At 70.0% G+C, this 24,461-nt stretch carries 26 protein-coding genes, 9 pseudogenes and 2 riboswitches; of the genes and pseudogenes, 9 read left to right on the top strand and 26 right to left on the bottom strand.

The window, feature by feature from the left end; translation table 11 throughout:
• Nucleotides 1-8: 8 nt before the first annotated feature.
• From G7085_RS02890 to G7085_RS02880, 3 genes are all read right to left on the bottom strand, one after another.
• Nucleotides 9-626: a multicopper oxidase domain-containing protein gene (locus G7085_RS02890; RefSeq protein ID WP_197509907.1), complete on the bottom strand. Its 618-nt coding sequence runs from the start codon at nt 624-626 to the stop codon at nt 9-11.
• Nucleotides 623-895: a hypothetical protein gene (locus tag G7085_RS02885; protein WP_197509906.1), complete on the bottom strand. Its 273-nt coding sequence runs from the start codon at nt 893-895 to the stop codon at nt 623-625. The genes G7085_RS02890 and G7085_RS02885 overlap by 4 nt, the downstream gene beginning before the upstream one ends.
• Nucleotides 896-990: 95 nt before the next feature.
• Nucleotides 991-1,188: a hypothetical protein gene (locus G7085_RS02880; protein ID WP_197509905.1), complete on the bottom strand. Its 198-nt coding sequence runs from the start codon at nt 1,186-1,188 to the stop codon at nt 991-993.
• Nucleotides 1,189-1,256: 68 nt separating this feature from the next.
• Here G7085_RS02880 and G7085_RS31905 point away from each other — a divergent pair.
• From G7085_RS31905 to coaE, 5 genes and pseudogenes are all read left to right on the top strand, one after another.
• Nucleotides 1,257-1,994 (top strand): annotated as a pseudogene (locus tag G7085_RS31905) (threonine/serine exporter family protein); the annotation flags it as partial.
• The gene (locus G7085_RS29245) at nt 1,988-2,371 is read left to right on the top strand and encodes a threonine/serine exporter family protein (protein WP_331715434.1); all 384 of its coding nucleotides are present in this window, start codon (nt 1,988-1,990) and stop codon (nt 2,369-2,371) included. The pseudogene G7085_RS31905 and the gene G7085_RS29245, both read left to right, overlap by 7 nt.
• An 11-nt stretch (nt 2,372-2,382) precedes the next feature.
• Nucleotides 2,383-2,571 carry a threonine/serine exporter family protein gene (locus tag G7085_RS02870; RefSeq protein ID WP_197509903.1) on the top strand — a complete coding sequence of 63 codons (189 nt, stop codon included), beginning with the start codon at nt 2,383-2,385 and terminating at the stop codon, nt 2,569-2,571.
• Nucleotides 2,544-2,969 carry a threonine/serine exporter family protein gene (locus G7085_RS02865; RefSeq protein WP_197509902.1) on the top strand — a complete coding sequence of 142 codons (426 nt, stop codon included), beginning with the start codon at nt 2,544-2,546 and terminating at the stop codon, nt 2,967-2,969. Before G7085_RS02870 ends, G7085_RS02865 begins: the two co-directional genes overlap by 28 nt.
• Nucleotides 2,970-3,076: 107 nt before the next feature.
• Nucleotides 3,077-3,676, top strand: a complete 600-nt coding sequence (coaE, locus tag G7085_RS02860; protein WP_197509901.1) for a dephospho-CoA kinase — start codon at nt 3,077-3,079, stop codon at nt 3,674-3,676.
• Nucleotides 3,677-3,972: 296 nt separating this feature from the next.
• Here the strand turns inward: coaE and G7085_RS02855 are convergent, their stop codons facing one another.
• Together G7085_RS02855 and G7085_RS29240 are read right to left on the bottom strand one after the other, a co-directional pair.
• Nucleotides 3,973-4,326: a hypothetical protein gene (locus tag G7085_RS02855; protein WP_197509900.1), complete on the bottom strand. Its 354-nt coding sequence runs from the start codon at nt 4,324-4,326 to the stop codon at nt 3,973-3,975.
• Nucleotides 4,327-4,411: 85 nt separating this feature from the next.
• A pseudogene (locus tag G7085_RS29240) lies at nt 4,412-4,504 on the bottom strand (TetR/AcrR family transcriptional regulator); the annotation flags it as partial.
• Nucleotides 4,505-5,033: 529 nt separating this feature from the next.
• Between G7085_RS29240 and G7085_RS23595 the strand changes: the two are divergent.
• Nucleotides 5,034-5,603: an MFS transporter gene (locus G7085_RS23595; RefSeq protein ID WP_231979164.1), complete on the top strand. Its 570-nt coding sequence runs from the start codon at nt 5,034-5,036 to the stop codon at nt 5,601-5,603.
• Nucleotides 5,543-6,463, top strand: coding sequence for an MFS transporter (locus tag G7085_RS31900; protein ID WP_331715433.1), 921 nt, complete (start codon nt 5,543-5,545; stop codon nt 6,461-6,463). Before G7085_RS23595 ends, G7085_RS31900 begins: the two co-directional genes overlap by 61 nt.
• A gap of 176 nt (nt 6,464-6,639) precedes the next feature.
• Here G7085_RS31900 and G7085_RS31895 read toward each other — a convergent pair.
• The 10 genes and pseudogenes from G7085_RS31895 to G7085_RS02805 all read right to left on the bottom strand — a co-directional run.
• Nucleotides 6,640-6,939 (bottom strand): annotated as a pseudogene (locus G7085_RS31895) (dihydrofolate reductase family protein); the annotation flags it as partial.
• 156 nt (nt 6,940-7,095) lie between these two features.
• Nucleotides 7,096-7,671 carry a class I SAM-dependent methyltransferase gene (locus G7085_RS02835; RefSeq protein WP_197509899.1) on the bottom strand — a complete coding sequence of 192 codons (576 nt, stop codon included), beginning with the start codon at nt 7,669-7,671 and terminating at the stop codon, nt 7,096-7,098.
• Between the two features lie 11 nt (nt 7,672-7,682).
• Nucleotides 7,683-7,838 carry a hypothetical protein gene (locus G7085_RS02830; protein ID WP_197509898.1) on the bottom strand — a complete coding sequence of 52 codons (156 nt, stop codon included), beginning with the start codon at nt 7,836-7,838 and terminating at the stop codon, nt 7,683-7,685.
• A gap of 1,286 nt (nt 7,839-9,124) precedes the next feature.
• On the bottom strand, nt 9,125-9,817 hold the full coding sequence (locus G7085_RS31890; RefSeq protein ID WP_331716049.1) for an alpha-amylase family glycosyl hydrolase: 693 nt from the start codon (nt 9,815-9,817) through the stop codon (nt 9,125-9,127).
• Between the two features lie 14 nt (nt 9,818-9,831).
• Nucleotides 9,832-10,329: pseudogene (locus tag G7085_RS31885) on the bottom strand (alpha-amylase family glycosyl hydrolase); the annotation flags it as partial.
• A gap of 92 nt (nt 10,330-10,421) precedes the next feature.
• Nucleotides 10,422-10,790 (bottom strand): annotated as a pseudogene (locus G7085_RS29230) (alpha-amylase family glycosyl hydrolase); the annotation flags it as partial.
• 43 nt (nt 10,791-10,833) lie between these two features.
• On the bottom strand, nt 10,834-11,085 hold the full coding sequence (locus G7085_RS02820; RefSeq protein WP_197509897.1) for an ABC transporter permease family protein: 252 nt from the start codon (nt 11,083-11,085) through the stop codon (nt 10,834-10,836).
• A complete protein-coding gene (locus G7085_RS02815; RefSeq protein ID WP_197509896.1) occupies nt 11,039-11,692 on the bottom strand; it encodes a carbohydrate ABC transporter permease in 654 nt (217 codons plus the stop codon). The genes G7085_RS02820 and G7085_RS02815 overlap by 47 nt, the downstream gene beginning before the upstream one ends.
• Entirely contained in the window at nt 11,692-12,597 is a 906-nt protein-coding gene (locus G7085_RS02810) for a carbohydrate ABC transporter permease (protein ID WP_197509895.1), read from the bottom strand. Before G7085_RS02810 ends, G7085_RS02815 begins: the two co-directional genes overlap by 1 nt.
• The gene (locus G7085_RS02805; RefSeq protein WP_197509894.1) at nt 12,594-13,892 is read right to left on the bottom strand and encodes an ABC transporter substrate-binding protein; all 1,299 of its coding nucleotides are present in this window, start codon (nt 13,890-13,892) and stop codon (nt 12,594-12,596) included. Before G7085_RS02805 ends, G7085_RS02810 begins: the two co-directional genes overlap by 4 nt.
• A gap of 195 nt (nt 13,893-14,087) precedes the next feature.
• Between G7085_RS02805 and G7085_RS02800 the strand changes: the two genes are divergently transcribed.
• Nucleotides 14,088-14,951 carry an ROK family protein gene (locus G7085_RS02800; RefSeq protein ID WP_197509893.1) on the top strand — a complete coding sequence of 288 codons (864 nt, stop codon included), beginning with the start codon at nt 14,088-14,090 and terminating at the stop codon, nt 14,949-14,951.
• A gap of 375 nt (nt 14,952-15,326) precedes the next feature.
• The gene (locus G7085_RS02795) at nt 15,327-15,554 is read left to right on the top strand and encodes a GIY-YIG nuclease family protein (protein ID WP_231979163.1); all 228 of its coding nucleotides are present in this window, start codon (nt 15,327-15,329) and stop codon (nt 15,552-15,554) included.
• A 598-nt stretch (nt 15,555-16,152) separates the two neighbouring features.
• Here G7085_RS02795 and G7085_RS29225 read toward each other — a convergent pair.
• The 11 genes and pseudogenes from G7085_RS29225 to G7085_RS33930 all read right to left on the bottom strand — a co-directional run bounded on the left by G7085_RS29225 (nt 16,153) and on the right by G7085_RS33930 (nt 24,435).
• The gene (locus tag G7085_RS29225) at nt 16,153-16,857 is read right to left on the bottom strand and encodes an aminomethyl-transferring glycine dehydrogenase (protein ID WP_269451752.1); all 705 of its coding nucleotides are present in this window, start codon (nt 16,855-16,857) and stop codon (nt 16,153-16,155) included.
• On the bottom strand, nt 16,839-17,177 hold the full coding sequence (locus G7085_RS29220; protein ID WP_269451751.1) for a hypothetical protein: 339 nt from the start codon (nt 17,175-17,177) through the stop codon (nt 16,839-16,841). The genes G7085_RS29225 and G7085_RS29220 overlap by 19 nt, the downstream gene beginning before the upstream one ends.
• A 41-nt stretch (nt 17,178-17,218) precedes the next feature.
• Nucleotides 17,219-18,312 (bottom strand): annotated as a pseudogene (locus G7085_RS29215) (hypothetical protein).
• A gap of 128 nt (nt 18,313-18,440) precedes the next feature.
• Nucleotides 18,441-18,800, bottom strand: a pseudogene (locus G7085_RS29210) (glycine dehydrogenase (aminomethyl-transferring)); the annotation flags it as partial.
• Nucleotides 18,797-18,982 (bottom strand): hypothetical protein, encoded by a 186-nt coding sequence (locus G7085_RS31880; protein ID WP_331715432.1) that lies wholly within the window; start codon nt 18,980-18,982, stop codon nt 18,797-18,799. The pseudogene G7085_RS29210 and the gene G7085_RS31880, both read right to left, overlap by 4 nt.
• Nucleotides 18,983-18,987: 5 nt before the next feature.
• The gene (locus G7085_RS02785) at nt 18,988-19,284 is read right to left on the bottom strand and encodes a glycine cleavage system protein H (RefSeq protein ID WP_331715912.1); all 297 of its coding nucleotides are present in this window, start codon (nt 19,282-19,284) and stop codon (nt 18,988-18,990) included.
• 383 nt (nt 19,285-19,667) lie between these two features.
• Nucleotides 19,668-20,464, bottom strand: a pseudogene (locus G7085_RS23580) (hypothetical protein).
• Between the two features lie 57 nt (nt 20,465-20,521).
• Nucleotides 20,522-20,583, bottom strand: a riboswitch (glycine riboswitch).
• A gap of 4 nt (nt 20,584-20,587) precedes the next feature.
• Nucleotides 20,588-20,674, bottom strand: a riboswitch (glycine riboswitch).
• A gap of 261 nt (nt 20,675-20,935) precedes the next feature.
• Nucleotides 20,936-22,986 (bottom strand): annotated as a pseudogene (gene uvrB / locus G7085_RS02770) (excinuclease ABC subunit UvrB).
• Nucleotides 22,987-23,043: 57 nt separating this feature from the next.
• Entirely contained in the window at nt 23,044-23,259 is a 216-nt protein-coding gene (locus G7085_RS02765) for a hypothetical protein (protein ID WP_197509891.1), read from the bottom strand.
• Entirely contained in the window at nt 23,238-23,489 is a 252-nt protein-coding gene (locus tag G7085_RS33935) for a hypothetical protein (protein WP_197509890.1), read from the bottom strand. Before G7085_RS33935 ends, G7085_RS02765 begins: the two co-directional genes overlap by 22 nt.
• 250 nt (nt 23,490-23,739) lie before the next feature.
• The gene (locus G7085_RS33930) at nt 23,740-24,435 is read right to left on the bottom strand and encodes a maleylpyruvate isomerase N-terminal domain-containing protein (protein WP_197509889.1); all 696 of its coding nucleotides are present in this window, start codon (nt 24,433-24,435) and stop codon (nt 23,740-23,742) included.
• Nucleotides 24,436-24,461 lie beyond the last annotated feature (26 nt).

Below are 24,461 nucleotides of genomic sequence, written 5' to 3'. Positions count from 1 at the left end.
CCTCCGACTCACTCCGGCCGGTTGCCGTGCATCCCGCCGACCAGGAACGGCGTCTCGTAGCCGATGGAGGACAGGTGCGTCACCAGGCCCTGCGCGGCGTGCGGCAGGTTGTGGCAGTGGTCCATCCAGATGCCCGGGTTGTCGGCCAGCAGCGACACCTCGTACGTGTCGCCGTCCTCGACGTTGAGCGAGTCGACCACCCACGGTGAGCCCGTCGAACGGACCCCGTTGCGGGAGACAACCAGCAGGTGGTGGCCGTGCAGGTGCATGGGGTGCACCTCACCCGAATCGTTGGAGATGACGAACCGCACCCGCTCACCCTCACGGACCATGAACATCGGCACGTCCGGGTAGATGCCTCCGTTGATGGTCCACCACGAGCCGGGGCGCCCGTCCAGCAGGCCGAAGCGGCGGCCGATGCGGTACTCGAAGGTGCGGACGGGGCGGTCGACGTCGGCAGGCATCGGGAGGGGCTCGCCGTAGCTGAGCAGGTCGATCCGTTGCGACGGCGGCCTGGTGCGGGGTGCGTCGGGGGAGCCGAGGGCGAGCGACGCCCCGGCGAACTCGACGCGGGCGCCGCCGTCGGGGATGGTCAGCTCGAGGTCGGCCCGGCCGCCCGCCGTCAAGAGGACGGACTCTCCGACGATGTCGCCCGGGCCGTTGAGGTCGCGGCCGTCGATCGCGACCCGACGGCGATGCCGGTGCCGGAGCGGTGGACGATCGGCGGGACGGTGCGGTCGCGGCGCCAGGCACGGCAGAGCCAGATCATCCACGCCATCTGCAGCACGACGATGAGGAGCGAGATCGTCGTCGATGCCTCGAACGACAGCCGCCGGGCCACCAGGAGGATGGAGCCTGCGGCGCCGATGAGGGTGGCCGCCTGGATGACGCGCACGAAGACGCGGGAGCCGATCGTCCGGGCGGCGCCGCGGCTGAGGCGTGGGACCAGCGGCGCGAGGAGGAGGTTTCCTACGGCGCCGGTGAGGTCGTTCAGGGGCCCCAGGGGTCGCCGGATCCGCCCTGCGCCTGCACGGCGAACATCGCGGCGAGGAAGCCGCCGCCGACCAGGGTGACCGCGCCGAGCGCGACGAGCTGCACGCCGTCGTGACGGGCAAGGTCGAGGCCGGGCCGGGGTGAGGCCCGGGGAGGCGGGTACGTGCCCGCTGGGGCGGGGGTTGCGTTGTACATGGCTGGGGCTCCTGGGAGTGCGAGTGATTCCAGGGTCGGCCGTGGGTGTCCCGGGCGTCACGGGACGGATGTCCCGGATGGGTGGGAGGTTTCCTCCCGGGGTGGGGCGGGTGGGCCAGAGTGGGGCTTTCGTCCCGGGGTGGGGCGGGTCGGTCAGAATGGGCCACTGGTCGATTTTGATGGGGTCGGGTGGGGGGGGTGTGGTCGATCCTGTGAAGCGGACCGGTCAGAATGGGCCACTGGTCGATTTTGGGAGGTCGCGCGCGGGATCGTCCGCCCTCCGGCTCCCCGCCCCCCCGGGGGTGGTTGGTCGTCGCGAGGGACGAGGAAGTAAGTTGTCAGCCATGGAATCCGAGTCGCTCCCAGGGACGGCCGAGGCGCACCTCGAGCCGCGCGAGCTGATCCGCCTGAGTGAACTCGTCGTCCGAGCGGGGATCCAGATGCTCGGCTCGGGCACCAGCGGGCTGCGGGTGCGTGAACTGATGCGCTCCGCCGCCTTCGCGCTCGGCCTCGACTCCTTCGCCGCGCAGGTCACCTTCACCAACATCGTCGCCACCGTCGGAATCGGTGGGATCTACCGCACCCAGGTCGCCGAGATCACCAGCCCCGGCGTCAACTCCCACCGCATCGCGCAACTCCAGCAGCTCTCCCGCGAGCTCAACGGCTCGACCATCACGCCCGACGAGCTGGAGGCGCGGCTCGACGCCGTCGAGTCGACCCCGCCGCAGTACCCCACCTGGCTCGTCGTCATCCTGGTGGCGGCCGCCTGCGCGTCCGTCACCCTGCTCAGCGGCGGCTGGTGGCACGAGGCGCTCGCCGTCATCCCGCGGGCGCCCTCGGGTTCGCCGTCCGGGCCCGGCTCACGCGCTGGCACATCAACCACCTGGCGACGGTGCTGGTGTCTGCCGCCACCGCCTGCGCCACCTATGTCGGGGCGGCCAGCCTCATCGAGCTCATCACCGGAGACCCGAGCGCGCGGCTGTCGGCCGGCTTCATCTGCGCGGCCATCTTCCTCATCCCGGGCTTCCCGCTCGTGACCGGCGGGCTCGACGTGGCCCGCATCGACCTCGGCGTCGGCATCCCGAGGCTCGGCTACGCCACCGCGGTGATCCTCGCCATCACGATCGGCGTGTGGATCGTCGCCGTCCCGACGGGGATCTCGCCCGACGCCGTCCCGACCTGACCGGGCCGGGAATGCTGCTGTGGTCGGCATGGGTCGCGGCGAGCTTCTTCGCCGTTTTCGGGTGGGCCATCATGTTCAACACCCCGCTGGCGATGGCGGTGGCGGCGGGCCTGATCGGCGTCCTCGGCAACGTGCCGCGGCTCCTGATGCTGGAGGCGGGGCTCCCGTGCACGTGGCCACCTTCACCGCCTGCGTGCTGATGGGCCTCGCGTGCGCCGTCGTCGGGCGGCTGCTCGACATGGAGAAGATCGTCATGACGGTGCCGACGGTGCTGGTGGCGATCCCCGGGTCGTCGGCGCTGCGGACGCTGCTCTACTTCGATCAGCGCGACGTCGTCTCCGCCCTGGAAAACGGCGTCTCGACGGTGCTGGTGCTGATCGCCATGGTGGCGGGCCTGGCCTGCGCGCGGATGCTCACCGACCCCGAGTGGGCGTTCACAAGGCCCGACCCGCCATGGGGGCGTCGCCTGGCGACGCTGTCGGTGCGGCGACTGCTGCCGCGACGGTCGGGTCGGGCAGGCACGGGTCGTCCGGAGGCCGCGGATGGGCAACCCCCGCCGTCGGGCCCGACGCCGTCGGAGCCGGGGGCCCCGGAATAGGTGCGTTGCGGCGGACGCGCGGCGCGGCGGGTCGATAGGATCGCGCTGACCGGCGGACACGCCGTCAGCTGGAATGCGGAGCCGGTGTGGCAGGGCAGGAGTTGCGCATGAGGGTCGCTCTGACGGGCGGGATCGCCGCGGGAAAGACATTCGTCGCCGACGAGTTGGCTCGCCTCGGCGCCGTCATCGTCGACTCGGACCTGCTGGCCCGGGAGGTCGTCGAGCCGGGCACCGCCGGGTTGGCGGCCATCGTCGAACGGTTCGGTGCCGGGATGCTGCTGACGGACGGGTCGCTCAATCGGGAGGCGCTGGGGAACCTGGTGTTCTCCGACCCGGGGGCGCGGGCCGCGCTGAACGCCATCGTCCATCCGCTGGTGCGACGGCGGGCCGAGGAGTTGGAGGCGGCGGCCCCGGAGGGAGCCGTCGTGGTGTCCGTGATCCCGCTGCTCGTGGAGACCGGCCTCGACAAGGGCTTCGACACCATCATCGTGGCGGACGTTCCGGTGGAGACGCAGGTCGCCCGGTTGAAGAAGCGCAACGCGTTGACCGGTGAGGAGGCGCTGGCGCGGATCGGTGCGCAGGCCACCCGGGAGCGGCGGCTGGCGGTGGCGACGCACGTGATCGACAACTCGGGGCCGAAGGAGCAGACGTGGGCCCAGATCGACCGGGTGTGGGCTGAGTTGACGGGTCGCTCGGGGGACTCGTAGGCGCCACGCCCGCCTGGAAAATGGGCCAGTGGCCGTTTCTGGTCGGTCCTGTGGGAAGTATCGGCCACTACCCTCGTCGGAGGGTGACGCGGTGCGGGTCTCTGGAAAATGGGCCAGTGGCCGTTTCTGGTCGGTCCTGTGGGAAGTATCGGCCACTACCCCGTCGGAGGGTGGCGCGGTGCGGGTCTCTGGAAAATGGGCCAGTGGCCGTTTCTGGTCGGTCCCGTCGGAAGTATCGGCCACTACCCCGTCGGAGGGTGCCGTCCGACGACGGTCGCGACGTCGCCGCGTTGACGCTACTTCGCCGTCGCGCTTCTCTTGAGGATGTCGAGCACGCGGATGAGTTCGCCGAGGTCGGTCGCTTCGCTCGTCGACGCCGTCGCGAACGCAGCGTTGTAGTAGAGGCCGTCGCCCATCAGCATGATCGCCCGCGCGATCCCTGTGTCGCCCACCTCTGCGAGCAGCAGCGCGTACCAGTCGTTCTGGATGCCCTGGATCGTCTCGCGGGCCCGCGGATGCGCCTCGAGTCCGAGGCGCGACGCGGCGACTATCGTCCGGTCGAACGGGCCGCCGGTGACGGCGGAAGTGGTCAGGTAGTAGGCCGACGGCCCTCGGGGCGGCGGCCATGGCGGCCAGGTCGCGGTCGGCATGGGAGCGCAGCCGGTCGAGGAGGCCGTCTACGAGGGCCTCCCGGTTGCGGAAGTGGTACAACAGCCCGCCCTTGGAGACGCCGGCCTTCGCGGCGACGGCGTCAAGCGTGGCTCCGCGCTCGCCCTCGGCGGTGAGGATGGCCTCGAACGTGTCGAGGATGCGGTCGCGGGCTGACATGGGGTGAGCCTATCGCAGCGGGTCAGGGCGAGATCGACGCCCCGGGAGGCGGATGACGGTGGCGGCACCGTCGGCCCGCGTTTGAAACTGTACCGTCTAGACGGTTAAGCTTATTCGGTCGGACGGGCTTCCCTGACGGCGGCTCGGCTCCTTGGGGGAGCGGGGGTCGGTGGCCGTTGTTTTCAGCGGGACCGATCAGAATCGGCTACTGGCCGATTTTTCCGAGTGCCTCCGGGAGGGGGAGCAGGGGTCGGTGGCCGTTGTTTTCAGCGGGACCGATCAGAATCGGCTACTGGCCGATTTTTCCGGAAGGGTCGTCGGGCATGAGCCCACGACACGGGCCCACGGCACGGGCCCACGACACGGGCCCACGACACGGGCCCACGACATGAGCCCACGACACGAGCCCACGGCACGGGCCCACGACATGGGCCCAAGGGCGATCCCACGGGTACCCGGGAGCGGGGCGGGCACGTCCCCTCAGACACCCACATGCAGACATCGAAACCCAGGAAGACGAAGCCACCTCATGACGATCACCGAACTCCAGGCCCCGACCTCGGCGCGGCTGCGCTGGCTCGCGCTGGCCGTCCTGATGCTGCCGGTGCTCCTGGTTGCGATCGACAACACCGTCCTCGCCTTCGCCGTGCCCGCCATCTCCGAGGCGCTCAAGCCCACCGGCGAGGAGCTCCTCTGGATCATCGACATCTACCCGCTCGTGCTGGCGGGCCTCCTGGTGCCGATGGGCAGCCTCGGCGACCGCTTCGGCCGCCGTCGCCTGCTGCTGATCGGCGCCACCGGTTTCGCCGTCATCTCCGCCGTCGCCGCCTTCGTCCCGACGGCCGGTGCCCTGATCGCCGCCCGCGCCGCCATGGGGTTCTTCGGTGCCATGCTGATGCCCGCCACCCTGTCGCTGATCCGCAACATCTTCACCGACCAGACCGAGCGCCGCACCGCGATCGCCGTCTGGGCCGCGGGGTTCAGCGGCGGCGCGGCCCTCGGCCCCATCGTCGGCGGCTTCCTGCTCGAGCACTTCTGGTGGGGCTCGGTGTTCCTGCTCGCCGTCCGCTGCTGCTGCCGCTGCTGGTGGCCGGGCTGAAGCTGCTGCCCGAGTCGCGCGACCCCAACCCCGGCCCGATCGACCCGCTCAGCATCCTCGCCATCCTCACCGCCATGACGGCGCTGGTGTGGAGCATCAAGTCGGTCGCCATCTACGGCTTCAGCCTTCCGGTGGTCGCCGCGGTCGCCGTCGCCCTGCTCGCAGGCACCTGGTTCGTCCGCCGTCAGCTCGGCCGCGCCAATCCGATGCTCGACGTGCGGCTCTTCACCAACCCGGTGTTCAGCGGCTCGGTGGCCGCCAACCTGCTGAGCGTGTTCTCGCTCGTCGGGTTCCTGTTCTTCGTGTCGCAGCACCTGCAGCTCGTGTCGGGCCGCTCCCCTGTGGAGGCGGGCCTCGTGCTGCTGCCCGGGCTCGTCGTGACGATCGTCGCCGGTCTGCTCGTCGTCCGGCTCGCGAAGCGGTTCCGGGCCGGCCACCTCGTGGTCGCAGGCCTGCTGCTCAACGCGGTCGGCTACGCGCTCGTGACGGCCAGCGGCCAGACGGGATCCGACCTCGGCCTGCTTGCCGCGTTCGCCATCCTCGGCGCCGGCGTCGGGATGGCCGAGACCATCTCGAACGACCTGATCCTCTCCAGCGTTCCCGCGACGAAGGCAGGGGCGGCCTCGGCGATCTCCGAGACGGCCTACGAGGTGGGGTCGGTGCTCGGCACCGCGGTGCTGGGCGGCCTGCTCACCGCCACCTACCGCGGCGGCGTCGTCCTGCCCACAGGGCTCACCCCGGAGCAGCAGCTCAGCGCGGGGAGACGCTCGGCGGTGCGACCGACGTCGCCACCCAGCTTCCCGCCGACCTGGCGCAGCAGCTGCTGGAGTCGGCGCGGGCCGCCTTCGACTCCGGCGTGACGCTCACGTCGGGCATCGGCATCGCCCTGATGGTGGCCGCCGCGGTGCTCGCCGCCGTGACGCTGCGCCGGGCCTGACCCGTCAGCGCCTGACGCGGTAGCGCAGGTACACCACCTGGTCGAGGACGCGGTTCTCCACCAGCGTGAGATCCTCGCGGCGGCCGTGGTGGGCGAAGTAGGGCCTTCCCCGCCGACGAGCACGGGGTAGAGGCGCATCCGGTACTCGTCGATCAGGCCGAGGTCGGCCGCCTGCGCGGCGAGGTCGGCCCCGCCGATCGCGATCACGCCGTCTCCGGGCTCGGCCCTGAGCCGGTTGATCTCCTCCTCGAGCGACCCGGTCGCGATCCGCGTGTTGCCCTCGACGGAGGTGAGCGAATGGGTGAAGACCACCTTCGGCAGCGTCTTCCAGAAGCGCGCGAACTCGATCTCCTGCGGGTCGAGCGTGGCCTCCGCCTCCGCCGTCTCCCAGAACACCATCGACTCGTACAGCCTCGTGCCGAGGAGGTGGACGTCCACGCCGAGCACCTCGTCCATGGCGACCTGGAACACCCCTCGTCGGGCACCGACCAGTCGAAGCCGCCGTCGGGGCCGTAGATGTAGCCGTCGACAGACAGCGACAGCGAGTAGACAACGTCACGCATCCCGGTCTCCCTCCGGAAGTTGGAAGCGCCACGCGACGCTCGCGTAGTGCTCGGTGACGGCGTCGCCGGCGTTGGCCGCCAGCAGCGTGCGCCACGCTCCCATTCGCCGGGCCTGCTCGGCCGGATCGGCCAGCAGGAAGGGCGAATGGGTGGTGTAGCTGAGCAGGAAGTCGTCGGCGGGTACCTCCCGCTGCCAGAAGACGGTGACCTCCCGGCGGTTGCCGAACGGTGGCCGGGCGGCCGAGTCGTGCTCGTCGACCAGGTCGATCCCGCGGACACCCTCCTGCAGGGCGTCGAACTCGGCCTGCCACCCCTCGAGCACGCGCCGGTTCCAGATCATGGTCAGGTAGCCGCCGGGGCGGAGCAGGCGCGCGGCCTCGGCCGACGCGGCCACCGGGTCGATCCAGTGCCAGGCCTGGGCGACGAAGATCGAGTCGAACGAACGGTCGGGAAGCCCCGTGTCCTCGGCGGACGCCCGGACGACGGTGAGCGCGGGATGGTTGGCGGACAACACGGCCAGCATCGACGCGGACGGGTCGACGGCGACCACGGAGAGCCCGCGGGCCACCAGCGAGTCGGTCAGGCGGCCGGTGCCGGCCCGAGGTCGAGCACGTCGCGGGCGTCGGGTGCCAGCGCCCAGTCGACGACCTCATCGGGGTAGGGCGGGCGGAGCCGGTGGTACTCGGCGCCGGTGTGCTGGAACGCGGCGGCGCGACGAGCCAGCGCTTCTGTCATGGCGCCACGCTACCCCGCGGGCGGTGAGGGAGGTGGCCGGCGCCGGGACGGTTGCGGGGACCGGCCAGGCGCGCCGGATTGTGGGTGGGGCGGAGCCGTGCCCCGCGTCGGGGATGTGCGGCTGGTCGCGGGCCGGGCCGCGTCGAAACCACTCCCGACTTGGTGCGGAGACCTGACCACAGTAGGAGGCCCGGCCCCAGTAGTCGGTTGAGCCGGCCCCCGCGCGGAGCGCCGGGCCGTGTCGAAACCACTCCCGACTTGGTGCGGGATCCCGGGCCGAGCAGAGCCCAGGTGTCTGTGGTCGGGTGCCTGGTCATCGTCTGGGGTGGTTTCGACACGGGCGGCGTCTCGTTCCTCGCCGCGGGCCCGGCTCAACCGACTGCTGGTGGTCGTCCCCGACGATGCCTTCCGGCTCGGTGCGGAATTCCGACCACAGTTAGGAACCCGGCCCCGGCAGTCGGTTGAGCCGGCCCCGCGCGGAGCGCCGGGCCGTGTCGAAACCACTCCCGACTAGGTGCGGAGACCTGACCACAGTAGGAGGCCCGGCCCCAGCAGTCGGTTGAGCCGGCCCCGCGCGGAGCGCCGGGCCGTGTCGAAACTACTCCCGACTTGGTGCGGAGACCTGAGTAGAGCTGACCTGCTTGTGGTTGAGTGCCTGCAACTCGTTGGGGTGGTTTCGACACGGGCGGCGTCTCGTTCCTCGCCGCCGGCCCGGCTCAACCGACTGCTGGTGGTCGTCCCGACGATGCCTCCCGACTCGGTGCGGGATCCCGGGCCGAGCAGAGCCCAGGTTTCTGTGGTCGGGTGCCTGCTCATCGTCTGGAGTGGTTTCGACACGGGCGGCGGCTCGTACCTCGCCGCCGGCCCGGCTCAACCGACTGCTTCTGGTCGTCCCCGACGATGCCTCCCGACTCGGTGCGGAGACCTGAGTAGAGCTGACCTGCTTGTGGTTGAGTGCCTGCAACTCGTTGGGGGTGGTTTCGACACGGGCGGCGACTCGTTCCTCGCCGCGGGCCCGGCTCAACCGACTGCTTCTGGTCGTCCCCGACGATCCCTCCCGGCCCGGTGCAGGTACCCAGGCACAGCCTGGGGTAGGAGCGATGGTCGGGTGCCTGCAACTCGTTGGGGTGGTTTCGACACGGGCGGCGTCTCGTTCCTCGCCGCCGGCCCGGCTCAACCGGCGATGGGGTCGGCAAAGTCGCCCGCGGGGTGCCGGCCGGTTGGTCTGCGGGTCGTCGGGCGATGTGGGCGGGCCCCGGATCGGCGATCCGGGGCCCGCCCTCACATCAGTTCTGGACGCGCAGCCACACGGTGGTGGCGCCCGGGAGCACCCCGTCCTTCACGGGCGAGCTGGCCAGCAGCACCTCGCCCTCACCGAACGCGAACGGCCCGGTGCCGAAGTTGGTCACCACCTCCCAGCCGCCGTCGCGGCGGAACCGGAGCACGTCGTCGCGGCCGGTCTCGACCCACTCGAGCGGACCCTCGGTCTGCAGCGCGCGGCGCAGGTGCAGCGCGGAGCGGTACAGGTGCAGCGACGAGGCAGGGTCGGCCTCCTCCACGTCGACGGCGTACTGCGCGAACCAGGCCGGCTGCGGGATGTGTGCGCCCTGGCTGCCGAACCCGAACGAGCTGCCCTCACCGGTCCACGGGAGCGGCACCCGGCAGCCGTCGCGGCCCAGGCCGTCCGCCTCGGGATCGGCGCCCCGGAAGAATGCCGGATCCTGGCGGTCGGCGTCGGCGATGTCTCCCACCTCGTGCAGGCCAAGCTCCTCGCCCTGGTAGATGTAGCAGCTGCCGGGCAGCCCGAGCATGAACAGCGTGGCGGCGCGGGCCTTGCGGGAGCCGCCCTCGCGGTCGAGCTGGTCGGCGGGGCGCCGTCGATGATCCAGGCGGAGCCCTGCTTGACCAACCGGCCGTTGAGCGGCTCCAGGCCGTAGCGGGTGGCGTGACGCACCACGTCGTGGTTGGAGAGCACCCACGTCGACGACGACCCGGTCGCCTCGCTTTCCTCCAGGTTGGTCGTCACGATGTCGCGGAACTGGGCCGCGTCGAAGTCGGCCACCAGCAGGTCGAAGTTGAACGCCTGGCCGAGGCCCTCCTGGCTGGCGTACTTCGCGCGCCGCTCGGCGTTGGCCACCCACGCCTCCGCGACGGCGATCCGCGGCGGGTCGTACCGGTTGAACAGCTGGCGCCACTCCGCGTAGATGTCGTGGACGGCGTCGCGGTCCCACAACGGGTGCGTGCCGTCGTCGTTGGGAAGCGCGTCCAACTCGGCCTGGCTGGGCAGCACCTCGGGGAGGTCCTTGCTGAGGCCGTGTGCGACGTCGATGCGGTAGCCGTCAACCCCTCGGTCGGACCAGAACCTGAGGGTCTCCAGGAACTCGGCGTGCACGGCCGGGTGGTCCCAGTTGAAGTCGGGCTGCTCGGTGGCGAAGAAGTGGTAGTACCACTGGCCGTCACCGACGGGCTCCCACGCGGGGCCGCCGAACACCGACTTCCAGTCGGCAGGGGAAGCTCGTTGTTCTCGCCGAGCCCGTCGCGGAAGATGTACAGCTCGCGCTCCGGCGACCCCTTGCCCGCGGCGAGTGCCGCCTTGAACAGCACGTGCTGGTCGGAGGAGTGGTTGGGCACGATATCGACGATCACGCGGATGTCGTGGGCGTGCAGCGCCGCGACCATCGCGTCGAAGTCCTCCAGGGTGCCGAGCCGGGGATCGACGTTGCGGTAGTCGGCGACGTCGTAGCCGCCGTCCGCGAGCTCGGAGGGGTAGAACGGGCTGAGCCAGACGGCGTCGACGCCGAGCCCCGCCAGGTAGTCGGCCTTCTCGGCGACGCCGCGGATGTCGCCGATCCCGTCACCGTTGGTGTCGGAGAAGCTCCGCGGGTACACCTGGTAGACGACGGCGGTGCGCCACCAGTCGGCGTCGACCGCGGTGGGAAGGGTGCTGGACATGTGTGTGGAACTCCTCGCTTGTTTCTCGGGTAGGTGGTTCGGGTCAGCCCTTGACGGCGCCCTGGGTGACGCCCTCCATCACCCATCGCTGAGTGAAGAGGTAGACGATGATGGCCGGTGCCATCGCCATCAGGTAGGAGGCGAAGGCGACGTTGTAGTTGTTGCTGAACTGGTTCTGGAACAGGTTCTGCCGCACAGGGAGGGTCTGCAGGGCCGGGTCGGAGATGATCAGCGACGGCATCATGAAGTCATTCCAGGCGTACAGGAAGGCGAAGATGCCGACGGTTGCGCTCATGGGGCGAGCAGCGGGAAGATGAGCTTCCAGAAAGTCTGCCATGTCGTCGCGCCGTCCATGCGGGCGCTCTCCTCGAGCTCGAGGGGATGGAGCGCAGGAACGCGGTGAACAGCAGCACGCTGAAGCTGAGCTGGAACATGGTGGCGAGCAGGATCACGCCGAACGGGTTGTCGAGGCCGACGCGGCCGGTCAGCTGGATCTGGGGGAGCGCCACCACCGGGAACGGGATGAACATGGCGGCAAGCAGGTAGAAGAACGACCAGCGGAACAACCGTCGGTCCCAGTTGCGGACGATGGCGTAGGAGGCGAACGCGGCGAGCAGAATCGTCAGCACGACGGTGCAGGCCGTCACCAGCAGCGAGATGCCAGCGCCCACCGGGAACTTCGTGAGCGTCCACGCCTCGACGAAGCCGTCGATGCTGAACGGGGCGGGCAGCGAGAACGCGTTGCCGTCGACGGCCTGGCCGGTGGTCTTGAAGGCCATCGAGATGGTGACATACAGCGGCAGCAGCACCGTGACGGTGCACAGGAGCAGGATGATGGTGGCAGACCAGTTGACGCGCTCCATGCGGATCCGCGGCCGGCGGGTGGTGGTGGGGGCGGTCATCACAGTGCGTTCCTTCCGCGGGTCAGCGAGAGCTGCAGGATGGAGATGAGGATGGCGACGATGAAGAAGATGGTCGCGTTGGCCATCTGGTAGGCGTAATCGCCGCCGTTGAAGCCGGCGATGATCGTCATGGCGACGCTCCTCGTTGCGGTGCCTGGGCCGCCGTTGGTGAGCCCGACGATGATGTCGTAGGCGTTGAGGAAACCCTTGAAGCCGAGGATCACGTTGATCACCACGTAACCGGCCACCAGCGGGAGGGTGACCCGCACCAGCTGCTGGGCCTTGGAGGCGCCGTCGATGCTGGCCGCCTCGTACACGTCGCCGGGCACCGACAGCAGGCCGGCGATGTAGATCAGCAGCGTGCCCGGGATGGCCTGCCACGCGGTCACGATGACGATCGCGACCCAGGCCAGATCCGGGTTGGCCAGCAGGCTGGAGCTCAACCACCCGATGCCCGTCGAGGCGCCGAGGGAGGGCAGCGAGTTGGAGAACAGGAAGTTGAAGACGTAGGCGATGATGATGCCCGAGATCACCATGGGGATGACGAAGATCGTGCGGAGCGCCGTCTTGAACCGGACCCGGGCGGTGAGGCCGACCGCGAGCAGGAACGCGGCCACGTTGACCACGATCACGGTGGCGAGCGAGAAGCCGAACGTGAACAGGTAGCTCTGCAGGATCGCCGGGTCTCCGAAGGCGGCGATGTAGTTCGTCAACCCGTTGAAGCTCCACTCACCGATGCCGATGGAGTCGGTGAAGCTGAAGAAGATGCCGATCACGCCGGGCAGGGTGATGGCCAGGGTGAACAGGAGCAGGGTAGGCAGGAGGAAGGCGTAGTAGATCGGCTCGACGCGCCGGCGGCGGTGCCGCAGCTTCTGGCCGGTGCTGGACGTGGTCTGTGCGCTCATCGTCCGTCCTCCTTCGAGACGGGGGCGCGGAAGGCCAGGCGGGCCCAGTCGGCGTCCATGGTGGCCAGCATCTGGGAGCGGTCGGAGCCGAGCGCCATCGCCTGTGCGTAGTTGAAGACCGGGATCGTCTTGGGCACCAGCACCGACGGCCCCTGGTAGAAGCTGCCCGCGTCCACGTACTCGACCATGCCCGCGATGCGGGGTCGTCGGGGCGGGCGCGGTCTGTGTGGGCGTGAAGCCGAGCTGGGAGGCGTTGTAGGCCTCGATGTTCTCGGGAGGAACAGGTACTCGAGGAAGTCGCGCGCCGCCTCCGGGTTGCCGGAGCGCTCGGGGATCATCGCGGCGAGGTCGAGGTTGACCCGCACCCCGAGGTCGGCCGGGTCGTCGGTCATGGGCAGCGGGAACGTGCCGAGCTCGAGGTCGGGCGCCGTCTTCTCGATCTCGCTGAACGCCCACGGCCCCTGCAGGTACATGGCGGCCTCGCCGTTGGCGAATGCGAGGTTGCCGTCGCCGTAGCCGCGGCTGGCAGCGTTGTCGTTGATGTAGTTGTCGAGAAGGAGCTGCATGCGCTCCATGGGCACGTCGAAGTCCTTCTGGAACGACGTCGCCGAGTCGGGGCCGACGTCTGTTCCCTCCTCGGTGAGCCTCTCGAAGAAGTCGATGACGTCGACGGAGCCGCCCGCGGTGTAGTCGAACCATCCCTGGCCGACCGTCCAGTCATCCTTGAGTGTCGCGTAGAAGGGGGTGACGCCCGCGGCCAACAGCTTGTCGCAGGCGGCGATGAGCTCGGCCCACGTGGTGGGCACCTGGACGCCGTGCTCGGCGAAGATCGCCTTGTTGTAGATCACCGAGGCGGCCATCACCGAGTAGGGCAGCGCGCTGGTGCGGCCCTCGCACCTGCCGTACTGGTCGAGCAGCGGCTGGTAGGTGTCCTCGATCTGGCCGGCGGCGTCGGTGTCGCCCAGGTCGCTCAAGGCGCAGCGCTGCACGAAGCGGGCCACCTCCATGTTGTAGTTGCCGAGCATGATGTCGGGCGGGTTGCCGCGCACGAAGCTGGCGGAGACGACGTCGACGCCCGAGGTGTCGATCACCACCTCAACGTCGTCCTGCGAGGCGTTGTACTTCGCCACGAGGTCGGTCATGAACCCGATCGCCTCGCGCTTGCTGAAGGTGAACCGGATCGACTCGCGGCCGTCCGGCGAGCAGCCCGCGAGGGGCCACCCAGGAGGGTGAGGGCAAGGGCGGCCGCAACCACCCTGCGTCTGGTGCTGCTTGACTCCATTGTCACGTCCCATTCTCTCTGTCCGACACGGGATACGCTGAGCATTAGATTTACTTACCAAATCAATGTCTGTGTGAGAGTATGCATGGCGTGACAGGAAAGGTCAACACCCAGTGACAACATCGCCCAGCGCGCCCAGCGCCCCGCCAGCCTCGACGCGCTGCTCGCCCACGCCTGGGACGTCGGCGAGTTCACGGCGAGCGACGCGATGGCGGCCACCGGCCTCACGCGGTCCACCGCCATCGACGCCCTCGACACGCTGACCGGGCTCGGCCTGCTCAGTGAGCTGCCCAACGCCCGCGCCGTCGGCGACTACCGGAAGGGCAGGCCGGCGCGGAGGTTCGTGCTGGACGCGTCGGCCGCCGTGCTCGTCGGCATCGATGCCGGCGAGTCGCATCTGGTGGTCGTCGTGACCGACCTGCGGTCGAGGCCGCTTGCCACCGTCCGGGTGGAGTTGGTGCCCGAGGCGCTCGATGCGGTGGAACGCGCCGGGCGCATCGTTGCCGTCGTCGACGAGGCGCTGGGGTGGCCGGCCGGGCACGCTCCGACGTCGTGTCGCTCTGTGCCGGGGTGCCCGCCCGGTGAACTCTGCGGGGCGGTCGCCCCGGCACCGCTCGGGCTTCTGGGAACGGACCAATCCGGGCCTTGTCGACGCGTTCGGATGGGCCCGATCCTGCGGGTCGAGAACGACGCCTCGCTCGCGGCCGTCGCCGAGGGTGCGGTGGGCGCCGCCGTCGGCTGTCGCGACTACATCTCGCTGCTCGCGGGCAGCCGGTTCGGCGCCGGGGTCGTCGTGGACGGCCACCTGCTGCGCGGCGCGCACGGCGGGGTGGGGGAGATGGTGGCCTTCGACCACGTCGTCGGGGTCGGCTCGGCCGACGGGCTCGGCGTGCTCGCCGCGACCCGCGCCGTCGAGGCCCTTCAGCGGGGCGAGCTCGACCCGGCGGGGCCGCTCGCCGCGCTGCCCGCGGAGGCCATCGACGCCAGGGTGGTGCTGGAGTTGGCGCATGGGGGAGACCCGGATGCGATGCGGATCGCCGAGGGGTCGGCCACGTGCTCGCGAGGGTGGTGAGCGTGCTGGGAAGCATGTTCGACCCGGGTCAGGTGGTGATTTCCGGTGCGATCTCGGCGGGGCTGCCGAGGTCGTGGCCGCGGCCCGCGACGCGCTTCCGACCGACCTGGACCTGCCGGCGCCTGAACTGGTGCTCTCCGAACTCGGGCGGATGTGGTGGTCACGGGCGCCGTCGCGGCCGCGTCCGACGCGGCGCGCGACGGGGTGCTGGACGTGTGGGAACGGGTCAGAAGGATCGGCTGACGGATCACACGGGCTCATGTCGCTTGAGGTGGTTCCGCCGAGGCGGGTCGTCGGTGTCGGTTCGGGCCGCGCACAATCCACAGGACATGGGCACAATGTTGCGTTCCGACGCTTCTGCCGGACTGTGTCTGCATGGCATTCACCTACATTCTCGAGTGTGCCGATGGTTCCTTCTACATCGGCTCGACCCGCAGCCTGGCAGGCAGGCTGGCGCAGCACCGTGCCGGGAGGGGCGCCGAGTACACCAAGAGGAGGCGACCGCTGATCCTGGTGTGGGCGGGGAGTTTGAGCGGATCGATGAGGCGTTCGAGCTCGAGAAGCAGGCCCAGGGGTGGTCGCGAGAGAAACGGATCGCGCTGATCGAGGGCCGGTGGGACGACCTGCACGAGTTGGCGAAGAGGGGACGAAGAACCATGCCGAAGGTCCTGAGTGAAGAGTCACGGCTGCGCCTCTCGAGGACGCTCCGTTGGGGAGATTAGGGCGTCAGGGTCCCTGGGCTGTCGGTCGAACCGGGTGTGCTCGTAGGGGCGCCGACTTCTGTGGTCGGGCTTCTGGCTGTGGTCGGGGTCTCTGCACCGTGTCGGGGTGGTTGGTTTCGGCACGGCCCGGCGCTTCGCGCTGGGGCCGGCTCAACCCGAGTCGCACGGCCGGCGCTTCGCGCGGGGCAGGCTCAACCGACTGCTGGGGCCGGCTTCCCTGCTGTGGTCGGGTTTCCGCGCCGGGGCGGGCTATTCGTCGGGGTCGGCCAGTGGCAGTCGGTTGAGCCGGGCCGGCGGCGAGGTACGAGACGTCGCCCGTGTCGAAACCACTCCCGACGATGGGCAGGCACTCAACCACACGCAGGTGGGCTCAACTCGGCTCGGGTTCCTGCGCCGGGTCGGGCTGCCCGTCTCCCAGACAGGTCGGAGGCGGTGGCTGCTGCCACCGCCTCCGGACCCCTTGTGCGTAGGTCTTACTCCTATGCCTCCGGCGAGCCCTCCCACGGCGGGCAGGCGCACACCAGGTTGCGGTCGCCGAACGCGTTGTCGACCCGGCCGACCGGCGGCCAGTACTTATCCACCCGGAACGACCCGGGCGGGAAGCAGCCCACCTCCCGCGAGTACGGGCGGTCCCACTCGGCCACCAGATCCTCCGTCGTGTGCGGGGCGCGGCGCAGCGGCGACTCCTCCGCCGCGATCCTGCCCTGCACGACGTCGTCGGCCTCCCGCGCGATGTCCAGCATCGCCGTCACGAACCGGTCGAGCTCGGCCAGCGGCTCCGACTCCGTCGGCTCGATCATCAGCGTGCCCGGCACCGGGAACGACATCGTCGGCGCGTGGAACCCGTGGTCCACCAGGCGCTTGGCGATGTCATCGACGGTGACGCCGTGGTCGGCGAACCCACGCGGGTCGACGATGCACTCGTGAGCGACCCGTCCCGTCTCACCCCGGTACAGGATCGGGTACGCCTCCGAGAGCCTGGTGGCGAGGTAGTTCGCGTTCAGGATCGCCGCGCGCGTCGCCTGCGTGACGCCCGAGCCGCCCATCAGCGCGAGGTACGCCCACGAGATCAGCAGGATCGACGCCGAGCCGAACGGCGCCGCAGACACGGCACCCTCCTCGCCGGTGCCCGGATCCGACGGCAGGTGCGCCGCCAGGTGCTCCTTCACACCGATCGGGCCCATGCCGGGGCCACCGCCGCCGTGGGGATCGCGAACGTCTTGTGCAGGTTCAGGTGGCTGACGTCGCCGCCGATGTCACCGGGCCTGACGAGCCCGACCATGGCGTTCATGTTGGCGCCGTCGATGTAGACCTGACCGCCGTGCCCGTGCGTGATCTCGCACACGCGCCGCACCGTGTCCTCGAACACGCCATGCGTCGACGGGTACGTGATCATCACCGCCGCCAGCCGGGAACCCGCCTCGGCGGCCTTCGCCTCGAAGTCGGCCACGTCGATGTCGCCGTTGTCGGCCGACCGCACCGGAACGACCTTCAGCCCGGCCATCGACGCGGACGCCGGGTTGGTGCCGTGCGCCGACGTCGGGATCAGGCAGACGTCGCGCTCCTCGCCCGCGAGGCGTGGTAGCCGCGGATCGTCATGAGGCCCGCATACTCGCCCTGCGCGCCCGAGTTCGGCTGCATCGAGAACGCGTCGTAGCCGGTGATCTCGCACAGCTTGTCGGAGAGGTCCTCGATCATCTGCAGGTAGCCCGACGCCTGACGGCGCGGGGCGTACGGGTGGAGCGAGGCGAACTCGGGCCACGTGATCGCCGCCATCTCGGCCGCCGCGTTCAGCTTCATGGTGCAGGAACCCAGCGGGATCATGGCCCGGTCGAGCGCCAGATCGCGGTCGCTCAGGCGACGCATGTAGCGCATCATCTCCGACTCGGCCCGGTTCATGTGGAACACCGGATGCGTCAGGTAGTCACTGCCGCGCAGCAGGTCGTCGGGGATCGACGGCGACGTCGCCAACTCCGTGACGGGGCCGATGCCGAACGCGTCGAGCACCCGGCTCAGCACCTTGAAGGTGGTGGTCTCGTCGCATGCGATGCCGACGCGGTCGCGCCCGACCTTGCGCAGGTTGATCCCGCGCTGCTCGGCCGCGGCCAGGATGCCCGCCTGCCCCACCCCCACCTTCACGGTGATGGTGTCGAAGAAGTGCTCCGTCTCGACGTCGGCGCCACCGGCGCGCAGCGCGTCGGCCAGCGTCACGGCCATCAGGTGCACCCGCTGCGCGATCGCCCGCAGGCCGGCCGGCCCGTGGAAGACAGCGTAGAAGGAGGCCATCACGGCCAGCAGCGCCTGCGCGGTGCAGACGTTGGACGTGGCCTTCTCGCGGCGGATGTGCTGCTCACGCGCCTGCAGCGCCAGGCGGTAGGCGCGGTTGCCGTTGGCGTCCCTCGAGACGCCGACCAGGCGGCCGGGCATGATGCGCTTCAGCTGGTCGCGGCACGCCAGGAACGCGGCGTGCGGGCCCCGTAACCGGGCTGCACACCGAACCGCTGGGCCGAACCCACCGCGATGTCGGCGCCCATCGCGCCCGGCTCCCGCACCAGGCACAGCGACAGCAGGTCGGCGTCGGCGATCGCCAGAGCGCCCACCTCGTGCAGGGCCGCGAAGAGGGCGGTGTGGTCGCGCAGGTGCCCGAACGTGCCTGGATAGGCGACGATGGCGCCGAACCACGACGCGTCGGGGCGGCGCCGTCGGCCGGGCCGCTGACGATCTCGATGCCGTACGGGACGGCGCGGGTGGCGAGCACGGCGCGGACCTGCGGGTGGAGATCGTCGGCCACGAAGAACCGCGACCGCTTCCCCTTGGCGTGGTTGAACGCCATCACCATCGCCTCGGCGGCGGCGGTGGCCTCGTCGAGCAGCGACGCGCCCGCCACCTCGAGGCCGGTGAGGTCGATCACCATCGTCTGGAAGTTGAGCAGCGCCTCGAGGCGGCCCTGAGCGATCTCCGGCTGGTACGGCGTGTAGGCCGTGTACCAGGCGGGGTTCTCGAGGATGTTGCGCTGGATCGCAGGCGGGGTCACCGTCTGGTGGTAGCCCTGCCCGATCATCGAGGTGAGGACGGCGTTGTGCGAGCCGAGTCGGCGCAGCTCACCGAGGACGGCGCCCTCCGTCATGGGGCCCAACCCAGCGGCTCGGACTGGCGCAGGCCGGTCGGCACGGCCTGGTCGATCAGCTCGTCGACGGAGGCGACGCCGAGTGCGTCGAGCATGCGGTCGATCTCGGCCGGGCTCGGGCCGATGTGGCGCCGGTTGGCGAAGTCGTCGGGGTCGTAGGCGGTGGGCTCCCAGGTCGGCACAGGTGTCAGCCGATCAGGGCGCGGTAGGCGGCCTCGTCGAGGAGGTCGTCGAGCTGAGCCGGGTCGGTCGGGTCGATCCGGAAGAACCAGGTGCCCATCGGGTCGGTGTTGACCGTCTCGGGGGCGTCGACGAGTTCCTCGTTGATGGCGGTGATGACGCCGTCGATGGGGGCGCTGATGCCCGAGGCGGCCTTGGTGGAGTCGATCGCGACGACCTCGTCGCCCTTGCTGACCGAGTCGCCGACGGCGGGCAGCTCGACGAAGACGATGTCGCCGAGTTCGCTCGCGGCGTGGTCGGTGATGCCGACGGCGACGTCCTCACCGGACGCGTCGAGCCATTCGTGGTCGGGGTGAACTTCAGCATGGGGCTTCCTTTACCGGTGGTAGTTGTGGGGGACGAAGGGCATGGGGACGACGGTGGCGGTGACGCGCCTGCCGCGCCCCTCCGGGTGGACGGTCGCTCCCGCGGAGCCGGCCTCGACGAGCGCCATGGCGACGGGGGCGCCGAGGACGGGGAGAAGCCGCCCGAGGTGACGACGCCGATCGGCTCGGTGGCGTCGGCGTCGGCGAACACGGGGCACCCTCGCGGACAGGCGCGCGGCCCTCGATCCTGAGACCGATCCGTTCGCGGGGAGCGCCGTCGGCGAGCTGGGCCGCGATGACGTCGGCTCCCGGGTAGCCGCCTTCACGGGAGCCGCCGGGGCGGCGGACTTTCGGGATCGCCCAGCCGAGGCCGGCCTCGACGGGCGAGATGGACTCGGAGAGCTCGTGGCCGTAGAGGGCATGCCCGCCTCGAGGCGCAGGGAGTCGCGGGCGCCGAGCCCGGCGGGGCGACCTCGTCCATCGCGAGGAGCGCGCGGGCGAAGGCGTCGGCCGAGTCGTTCGGCACCGAGATCTCGAAGCCGTCCTCGCCGGTGTAACCCGAGCGCGATACCCAGACGGGCACGCCGTCCCAGCTGAGCGTCACCGAGTCCATGAAGGTGAGGGCGGCCGCGCCGGGAACGAGTCGCTCGAGCGCCGTCGCGGCGAGGGGCCCTGCAGGGCGAGGAGGGCCCGGTCGTCGAGCAGTTCGACGGTGACGCCGTCGAGGGTGGTGAGCAGCGCCATGTCGACGTCGGTGCGGGCCGCGTTGAGGACGACGAGGAGGTGGTCGCCCCGGTTGGCGAACATCAGGTCGTCGACGACGCCGCCGTCCGGGGTGGTGAGGAGGCCGTAGCGCTGCCTGCCCTCGGCGAGCCCGGCGACGCTGGCCGGGATGAGGGTTTCGAGGGCCCGCGCCGCGTCGGCGAGTTCGCCGGTGTGGGCGCGGACGACCACCTGGCCCATGTGTGAGACGTCGAACAGGGATGCGGAGGCGCGGGTGTGCTGATGCTCGGCGATGCCGCCGGTGTACTGCACCGGTAGCTCCCAGCCGGCGAAGTCGACGAGACGGCCGCCGAGTTCGGTGTGGAGCGCGTGGAGCGCGGTGGTCTTCAGTGACACAGGAGAACCCCTTCTGCCGCGAGCGGCGCCGTCGGGTGTGGTTCACACCCTAAGCCCCTCTGTCGCGGTTGCCTGAGATCTTCGTATCCTTCGGCGGGCCCGGAGGCCTCTTTCCAGAGTTCCCATGTCGGCGCGGTCCTGGGGCCTGAGAGTTTCCGGGCGGTTGCTCCTTCGGCACCGGCACGGGGTCGGTTCTCCCGCGTCGACGCGCACAGCCTAGCGGATGCGGGTCGCTCCGACGTCACCGGTCGGCACAGCCTTGGTGGTCGGAAATGGGGAGGCGGCGTCACGCACCGGAGGCCGCCTCCCGTCACCGTCGGCTCGAGCAACCCGGCACGGAAGGAGAGGCAAGGGGACATGGGTGCGGGCGGGTCAGTGGCCGTTAGTTTCAGCCGGACCGATCAGAATCGGCTACTGGCCGATTTTTCCAGTCGGGGCCACCGGAGGGGACCCGGGAGAGGGCGACGCGGGCTATTTGTTGGCCTCGATCATGCCGCGCAGCTCCTTCTTGAGGTCGGAGATCTCATCGCGATGCCTGGCCGCGACCTCGAACTGCAACTCCGCGGCGGCCTGGTGCATCTGATCGGTGAGGTCGGCGATGAGCCGGGTGAGGTCCTCCGTGGCCATGGTGGAGGTGTCCAGCCCCTCTTCCCACCGGTCTGCTTCGCCGAGTCCAGCAGCGCATCCGTGTCGGCGTCCTCACGAGCCAACATGTCCGACACGTCCGCGATCCGCTTCCGCAACGGCTGCGGGTCGATCCCGCGTTCCGTGTTGTACGCCACCTGGATCGCACGCCGACGGTTCGTCTCGTCGATCGCGGCGGCCATCGAGTCGGTGATCTTGTCCGCGTACATGTGCACCTGGCCGGCGACGTTTCGCGCGGCCCGGCCGATCGTCTGGATCAGCGACCTCTCGGAGCGCAGGAAACCCTCCTTGTCGGCGTCGAGGATCGCCACCAACGACACCTCGGGCAGGTCGAGCCCTCACGCAGCAGGTTGATGCCCACCAGCACGTCGTACTCGCCGAGCCGCAACTCCCGCAGCAGCTCGATCCGCCGGATCGTGTCGATGTCGGAGTGCAGGTACCGCGTCCGGATGCCGTGGTCCATCAGGTAATCGGTCAGGTCCTCGGCCATCTTCTTGGTGAGCGTCGTCACCAGCACGCGTTCGTTCCGCTCGACCCGGAGCTTCACCTCGGCCATCAGGTCGTCGATCTGTCCCTTGGTGGGCTTGAGGACCACCTCGGGGTCGACCAGCCCGGTGGGGCGGATGATCTGCTCGACGAACCCGTCGCTGCGTTCCATCTCGTAGGGGCCGGGGTTGCCGACAGATATACCGTCTGCCCGATCCGCTGGACGAACTCGTCGAACTTCAGGGGCCGGTTGTCGATGGCGCTCGGCAGCCGGAAGCCGTGGTCGACGAGCGTCCGCTTGCGGGAGGCGTCGCCCTCGTACATGCCGCCGATCTGCGGGATGGTGACGTGCGACTCGTCGACGATCAGGACGAAGTCCTCCGGGAAGTAGTCGATGAGGCAGCTGGGCGCCGACCCGGCGGTGCGCCCGTCGATGTGGCGCGAGTAGTTCTCGATGCCGGAGCAGGTGCCGATCTGGCGCATCATCTCGATGTCGTAGCTCGTGCGCATCCGCAGCCGCTGCGCCTCGAGGAGCTTGCCCTCGGCCTCGAACTGGGCGAGCCGCTCCGCGAGCTCGATCTCGATGCCCCGATGGCCCGGTCCATCCGCTCGGAGCCGGCCGAGTAGTGCGTGGCGGGGAACACGTAGGCCTCGTCCTCCTCGTGGATGACATTGCCCGTCAGGGGTGCATGGTGGCGATGCGCTCGATCTCATCGCCGAAGAACTCGACGCGCAGCGCGTTCTCCTCGTACATCGGGTAGATCTCGATGGTGTCGCCCTTCACCCGGAAGGTGCCGCGGCCCGCGCCGATGTCGTTGCGGGCGTACTGGATGTCGACGAGGTGGCGGAGCAACTGGTCGCGGTCGAACTCATCGCCGACCCGCAGCGTGACGCGCTGCTGCAGGTACTCCTCGGGGTGCCGAGGCCGTAGATCGCGGAGACGGTGGCCACGACGATGACGTCGCGGCGGGTGAGCAGGGAGCTGGTGGCCGCGTGCCGCATCCGCTCGACCTCCTCGTTCAACGAGGAGTCCTTCTCGATGTAGGTGTCGGTCTGGGGAGGTATGCCTCGGGCTGGTAGTAGTCGTAGTACGAGACGAAGTACTCGATGGCGTTGTTGGGCAGCAGGTCGCGCAACTCGTTGGCGAACTGGGCCGCGAGCGTCTTGTTGGGCTGCATCACGAGCATGGGACGCTGCAGGCGCTCGGCGAGCCAGGCGACGGTGGCGGTCTTGCCCGTTCCGGTGGCGCCGAGCAGGACGACATCCTTCTCGCCGGCGTTGATCCGCTTCTCGAGCTCCTCGATGGCGCGCGGCTGGTCGCCGGAGGGCTTGAACTCGGAGATCACCTCGAGCGGCGCCACCTGGCGCTGCAACTCTTCCACTGGACGCATGGATGCCAGCCTAGTCGCGGCCCCGACGAAACCGCCGTCGTTCGCCCAGAGGCAGCGTCAGCTCCAGTCCAGGCAGTAGGAGCGTTCCGCGCGGGCGAATGCCCAGAGTTCCTCGTCGCCTGCGCAGTCGATCCAGGTGGCCACCGCTGCGGTCGTGACCCGCAGGTCTGCGCCGGTGCAGTCGACGAGCTCGAAGTCGAAGAGGTCCTCGTCGTAGACGTCGTAGCACCGGTCCTCGATGAAGTTGGGGATCAGGCAGGTGACGCGTTCCACGTCGTCCCGAAGCCGAGCCAGTCGCGGACCTCGTAATAGACCTCCTCGTACCCGCAGCCCTGCGGGGCCTCGATTCCGGTGACCAGCACGGAGTAGTTGACGGTGTCGTCGCAGGCGATGGTCTCGCCGGGCGCGTCCTCCGACGTGTACAGGGTGATGCAGTCGCCGACCGCGGCCGTCGCGAAGGGGTCGTGCAGCAGGGGACGCAGCGTCGCCACGAGGATCAACACGGTGACCAGGGTCGCCGCAAGCCAGATCGACGCCCCGACGATGATCCACTTCCGGGTCGAAGGCGCCGGACGCGGTGCCGTCCACGGCCGGGACGGTCCCTGCTCCGGCGGGCCGGGGCGCCACCCGGGGGTGGCTGCTGACCGGGTGGGCCGGTGGGCCCTGGCCGCTGCGGCCCCGGAACGAACTGCGGTGCGGCACCCGAACCGGGCCCGGGGTGGTGAGGAGCCGGTGTCGGTTGGTTCACTGGCCTCAGGTTTCCGACTTTGTGGAACGGAAGATCCGCGACGATTCGGTGCCCCGCGCGAGCCAGGCGACGAGGTCGCCTGCCGGGCCGTTGAGCTGGGTGGGCACGCCGGAGCGGCCGACGCTGCCCTCGTAGCCCTCGTCGGCGACCAGCCGCAGCGGGGGAAGTCGTCGCGACGACCGACGCGGTCGACATGGAAGGCGAGGAGCGCGACGGCGAGGTCGGGGGCCAGGTCGGCGGTCGAGAACTGGCTTCCGAGATCCATGTGGTGCAACACCACCTCGCCGAGCCTTGCCAGCGGGATCTGACAGGCGGGGATGCGATACCCGAGCCGCAGGGTAACGGGACGCATGTCGTCCTCCAGGGCCGCGAACTCGTTCTGCAGTTCGCTCGCGCTCGTGTCGAGGCGGATCTGGAGGTCGAGCCCGCTCGTCAGGGCGCCGATCTCGATCGCCCTCTGCTTGGCTGCTGCCGACTCGTACATCCGGGTGGGCACCTCGGCCCCGAGCCCCGCACCAGCCGCAGCATGCCGTGGGCCCCTCGGCGAGGTGCGCGGCAACGTGGCTGCGCGTCCACCCCGCGAGGCTGGTGGGCTCGGCCCAGTCGTCGTCGGAGTAGCCGATGGTGGTCCCCAGGAGCAGGGACGTGTGATCGCGTACCGCGTTCACCACCTCGGCGAACTCGGCGCGGTTGGTCGACATGGGCTCAAAGCTACCAAAGACCGCCC

It is taken from the genome of Tessaracoccus coleopterorum (assembly GCF_011174705.1).
GTDB lineage: Bacteria > Actinomycetota > Actinomycetes > Propionibacteriales > Propionibacteriaceae > Arachnia > Arachnia coleopterorum.
This window is presented reverse-complemented; position numbering and strand designations above follow the sequence as displayed.